This is a genomic window from Pseudolysinimonas sp. (assembly GCF_044239695.1).
Lineage (GTDB): Bacteria > Actinomycetota > Actinomycetes > Actinomycetales > Microbacteriaceae > Pseudolysinimonas_A.
In genome coordinates, this window is the sequence record NZ_JBIIAW010000159.1 from 1 (window position 1) to 4,879 (window position 4,879).

Below are 4,879 nucleotides of genomic sequence, written 5' to 3' on the forward strand. Positions count from 1 at the left end.
CTCCCGACAGTGCGGGAGTTCAAGAAAGCGGCCAAAGCGGCCGCGAAGGAGAAGTAGCCGCCCTGATGGACGACCCTCCGTCTGCCCATAGACACTCGCCGATGATCGGCGCGATCCGATGAGCGCCGACGTCCTGCTGCTCCTCACCGGCATCCTGCTGACCATCGGCACCGGCCTGTTCGTGGCGAGCGAGTTCGCGCTCGTCAACCTCGACCGCGCCGAGCTCGAGGCTCGGCAGCAGCGCGGTGAGACCCGACTCGGGATGACGATCGCGGCGCTCAAGATCACCTCGACGCACCTCTCGAGCGCCCAACTCGGCATCACGCTCACGACGCTGCTCACCGGGTACACCCTCGAGCCGGCGTTCAGCCGGTTCCTGGCCCCGCCGCTCACCGCGGTCGGCCTCCCCGAGGGGGTCGTGCCCGTGGTCGCGACGATCGTCGCCGTCACGATCGCGACCCTGCTCTCGATGATCATCGGCGAGCTCGTCCCGAAGAACTTCGCGCTCGCCCTGCCGCGCGCGACCGCGAAACTCGTCATCCCGTTCCAGACCGTGTTCACCGCGGTGTTCCGGCCGGCGATCGGGGTGCTCAACGGCACCGCCAACGGGATCCTCCGGGCGATCGGCATCGAGCCGCGTGAGGAGATCTCGGCCGCCCGCTCCGGCGAGGAGCTGCTCAGTCTCGTGCGTCGCTCGGCGAGCGAGGGATCGCTCGATCAGGACACGGCGACGCTGCTCGCCCGCACTCTCGTGTTCTCGGACCACACGGCATCCGACGTCATGACGCCCCGGCCGAAGATCGCCGGCGTCGAGCGCACGGCGACCGCGCAGGCGGTCGTCGACCTCGCCCGCACGACCGGGTACTCGAGGTTCCCGGTGTTCGACGACGACATCGACGACGTGATCGGACTGGTGCATCTCAAGCAGGCCGTCGCGGTTCCGCGCGAACGCCGTGCCGACGTGCCGGTCACGGCGCTGCAGTCGGAGGCTCTGCGCGTCCCCGAGACGATGAAACTCGACACCCTGCTGGGCGAACTCCGCGGCCGCGGATTCCAGATGGCCGTCGTCGTCGACGAGTACGGCGGCACCGCCGGCGTCGCGACCCTCGAAGATCTGGTCGAGGAGCTCGTCGGCGAGGTCTCCGACGAGCACGACCGCACGCGCGCCGACGTCGTGCGCAGCCGCGACTGGCTGACCTTCCCGGGGGCGCTGCGCCCCGACGAACTCGCGGAACGCGCCAACGTCGTCGTGCCGGAGGACGGACCGTACGAGACCGTCGCCGGCTGGATGATGGCGGAACTCGGCCGCATCGCCGAGGTCGGCGACACGATCGAGGTCGAGGCCGGGATCTTCCGGGTCGAGCGGATGGACGGACGTCGCATCGACCGCGTCCGCTACACCCCGAGCCCGCTGGACACCGGCGAGCTCACCGTCGTGACGGAGGGTGCCAAGTGACCCCGTTCGCCGTGTTCGCCGAAGAGGGGATCGCGGGAGTCGACTGGTGGGGGATCGCCTGGCTGGCGATCCTGCTGGTCGTCAACGCGTTCTTCGTCGGCGCCGAGTTCGCCGTCATCTCGGCCCGCCGCTCGCAGATCGAGCCCCGCGCGGAAGCGGGCTCGCGCGCCGCGAAGACGGCCCTCTGGGCGATGGAGCACGCGACCCTCATGCTGGCGACGAGTCAGCTCGGCATCACGGTGTGCTCGCTCCTCATCCTCAACGTCTCGGAACCGGCGATCCACCACCTGCTGGAGATCCCGCTGCAGTTGACGCCGCTGCCCGCGGAGGTCGTCAGCGCGATCGCCTTCGCCATCGCGCTGATCATCGTGTCGTTCCTGCACGTGGTGCTCGGCGAGATGGTGCCCAAGAACATCTCGTTCTCGGTGCCGGATCGCTCGGTGCTGATCCTCGCGACTCCGCTCGTCGCCGTTGCCACGGTGCTCAAGCCCGTCATCTGGGCGCTCAACGGGATCGCCAACGGCGTCCTGCGCCTGTTCCGGGTCGAACCGAAGAACGAGGCGACGAGTGCCTTCACCGCCGAGGAGGTGCAGACGATCATCGCGACCTCGACGCGGGAGGGCGTGCTGAGCGACACCTCCGGAACGCTGTCGAACGCGTTCGAGTTCACCGAGAAGCGGGTGTCGGATGTCGCTCTCCCGTCGAGCGAGCTCGTCACCCTGCCCGAGGACGCGACGCCCGCCGACGTCGAGCGCGCCGTCGCGCAACACGGCTTCAGCCGGTACGTGCTCGTGAACGACGAGGGTGAGCCGACCGGCTATGTGCATCTCAAGGATGTCATCGACCTGAGGTCCGACGAGTTCGAGGAACCGGTGCCTCCGAAGCGCATCCGGCAGCTCATCTCCGTCTTCGCCGGATCCGAGCTCGAGGACGCCCTCGCCCTCATGCGTCGCTCGGGCGCGCACGTCGCGCGCGCGTTCGACGAGCACGGCGCGACGCGCGGCGTGCTGTTCCTCGAGGACATCATCGAGACGCTCGTCGGCGAGGTGCAGGACGCGACGCGACGTCGCTGACGCTCAGGAGCGCGCGCGCAGGTACTGCGGGGGCCAGTAGTCGAGATCGACGCCGAGCTCGGTCGCGGCGCGCAACGCGAAGTGCGGGTCGCGCAGCATCTCGCGGCCGAGCATGACGGCATCCACCTGACCGGAGGCGACGAGGTCGGCGGCCTGGCGGGGCTCCGTGATGCGCCCGACCGCCGACACCCGCACGCCCGACGCCGCCGCGACGCTCTCGGCGAGCGGCACCTGGTAGCCGGGGCCCGACGGGATGTGCACCCCGGTGACGAGCCCGCCGCTGGAGATGTCGAACAAGTCGGCGCCCGAATCCCGAGCCCAGGAGGCCACGGTCGCGGTCTGCTCCTCGTCCCAGCCGCCCTCGACGTAGTCGGTCGCCGAGAAGCGCACGAGCACCGGAACGGCGTCGCCGACCTCGGCGCGGACGCCCCGCACGATCTCCAGCAGCAGTCGCGCGCGGTTCTCGAGCGACCCGCCGTAGGCGTCGGTGCGCACGTTCGACAGCGGCGAGAGGAACTGGTGCAGCAGGTAGCCGTGCGCCGCGTGCACCTCGACGACGTCGAAGCCCGCCTCGAGCGCGCGCCGGGCGCCCGCGACGAACGCGGCCACGACATCCGGCAGCTCCTCGGCGGTGAGGGCGCGCGGCGCGTCGTACTCGCCGAACGCGAGGTCGGACGCCGACACCGTCTGCCAGCCGCCCTCGGCTGACGGCATCGTGCCCCGGTGGTCGCCGAAGCCCCACTCGGGGTAGACCGAGGCCTTGCGCCCGGCGTGCGCGAGTTGGAGACCCATCAGCGCTCCCTGGGAGTGCCCGAAGTCGGTGACCCGGCGCCAGGCGGCGACCTGGGCGTCGTTCCAGATGCCGGTGTCGTGCGGGGAGATGCGGCCCTCCGGCGTCACGCCGGTCGCCTCGGCGAGCACGAGCCCCGCGCCACCGCGCGCGAACGATCCGAGGTGCACGAGGTGCCAGTCGGTCGGCACGCCGTCGCGGGCGTCCACCGTGTACTGGCACATCGGCGACACCCAGATCCGGTTGCGCACGCGCAGGCCGCGGAGGTCGATCGGGTCGAAGAGGGTGGTCACGCGGGCGATCCTTCCGAGAGCGTCTCGAGGAAGGTCCGCAGCCCGGCCACGCTCGTGAAGTGGTGGCCGGTGGCGCCGATCGACTCGGCACCGTCGACGTTGACCTTCTTGTTGTCCACGAACACCATCTGGGTCGGTTCGATTCCCAGTTCCCGCGCGACGTGCCGGTAGATCTCGGGGTCGGGCTTGATCAGTCCCAGTTCCGCGCTGACGAAGACCTGCTCGAAGTACTGCGCGAAGGGCGCACGGCGGAACGCGTCGCCGAAGTCGAATCCGGCGTTCGACAGCAGCGCCATCCGGGTGCCCCCGGCGAAGAGGTCGGCGAGGATGTCGATCGATCCGGGCTCGACGCTGATCCAGGAGCGGAAGTCGGCGGCCCAGAGCCGCTGCACCTGGGCCGGGCCGAACGTGAACCCCAGGTCGGCGGCGATGCGCGCCCAGTAGTCGGGGATCGTCACGGTGCCGTGGTCGAGGTCGTTGCGGTGTCTCCAGTACGCCGGCCAGAAGGTCTCGGCCGTCGCTTCGGCGACGCCGAGGAGGGCCGCCTGGTCGTGCTCGGACGGGGACATCGACAGCACCTCGCCGTAGTCGAAGACGACCACGCGACCTGGGATGTTCAGTTCTCGTTCGCTGCCGTACACCGCGCCAACCTATCGTGAGGACCATGGGTGGACTCTTCGCACGCGATGACGCAGCGACCGCGATCGCGGTGCCGACCGACGACGACGACAAGTATTCGCGCGGCGTCGTCGGGTTCGTCACCGGCTCCGCGCGGTATCCCGGAGCGGCCGTTCTCGGGGTCGAGGCGGCACTCCGCACGGGGGTCGGGATGGTGCGCTACCTCGGCCCGGGGCGGGCGACGCGCCTCGTGCTCCAGCGTCGTCCCGAGGCGGTCACGGTCGAAGGGCGCGTGCAGGCGTGGGTGCTCGGATCGGGCTGGGACACCGCCCGGAAGGCGGACGAGCTCACCCGGATGCTGCTCGAACCCGTTCTCGCGACTCCGATCCCGACCGTGCTCGACGCCGGGGCGATCCCCCGGTGGGCGGAGTTCGGCGGCCCGGTCGTGCTCACCCCGCACGCGGGCGAACTCGCCGGATTGCTGGAGATCTCGCGCGACGAGGTGCTCGCCGACCGGGAGGAGGCGGTGCGGCGCGCGGTCGAGATCACCGGGGCGACCGTGCTGCTGAAGGGAGCCGAGACCCTGGTCGCGAGCCCGCGCGCCGACCTCCTGCGGGTGCGGAACGCGACCCCGTGGTTGGCGACCGCC

5 protein-coding genes are annotated in these 4,879 nt (G+C 70.6%); 3 read left to right on the top strand and 2 right to left on the bottom strand.

Annotated elements, in window-relative coordinates:
- Positions 1-118: 118 nt before the first annotated feature.
- The gene (locus tag ACILQS_RS15580) at positions 119-1,456 is read left to right on the top strand and encodes a hemolysin family protein (RefSeq protein WP_395641040.1); all 1,338 of its coding nucleotides are present in this window, start codon (positions 119-121) and stop codon (positions 1,454-1,456) included.
- A complete protein-coding gene (locus ACILQS_RS15585; protein ID WP_395641041.1) occupies positions 1,453-2,529 on the top strand; it encodes a hemolysin family protein in 1,077 nt (358 codons plus the stop codon). The genes ACILQS_RS15580 and ACILQS_RS15585 overlap by 4 nt, the downstream gene beginning before the upstream one ends.
- 3 nt (positions 2,530-2,532) lie before the next feature.
- On the opposite strand, the gene ACILQS_RS15590 is transcribed toward ACILQS_RS15585, so the two are convergent.
- The gene (locus tag ACILQS_RS15590; protein WP_395641042.1) at positions 2,533-3,612 is read right to left on the bottom strand and encodes an NADH:flavin oxidoreductase/NADH oxidase; all 1,080 of its coding nucleotides are present in this window, start codon (positions 3,610-3,612) and stop codon (positions 2,533-2,535) included.
- Positions 3,609-4,253 (bottom strand): HAD family hydrolase, encoded by a 645-nt coding sequence (locus ACILQS_RS15595; protein ID WP_395641043.1) that lies wholly within the window; start codon positions 4,251-4,253, stop codon positions 3,609-3,611. The genes ACILQS_RS15590 and ACILQS_RS15595 overlap by 4 nt, the downstream gene beginning before the upstream one ends.
- Before the next feature lie 23 nt (positions 4,254-4,276).
- On the opposite strand from ACILQS_RS15595, the gene ACILQS_RS15600 reads away from it, so the two are divergent.
- Positions 4,277-4,879 (top strand): NAD(P)H-hydrate dehydratase (locus ACILQS_RS15600; protein ID WP_395641044.1); only part of this gene is annotated, 603 nt, incomplete at its 3' end.

What these genes read in the sequence shown, in the direction of transcription:
- ACILQS_RS15580 (WP_395641040.1), top strand. Translation starts at nt 119, where the DNA reads ATGAGCGCCGACGTCCTGCTGCTCCTCACCGGCATCCTGCTGACCATC.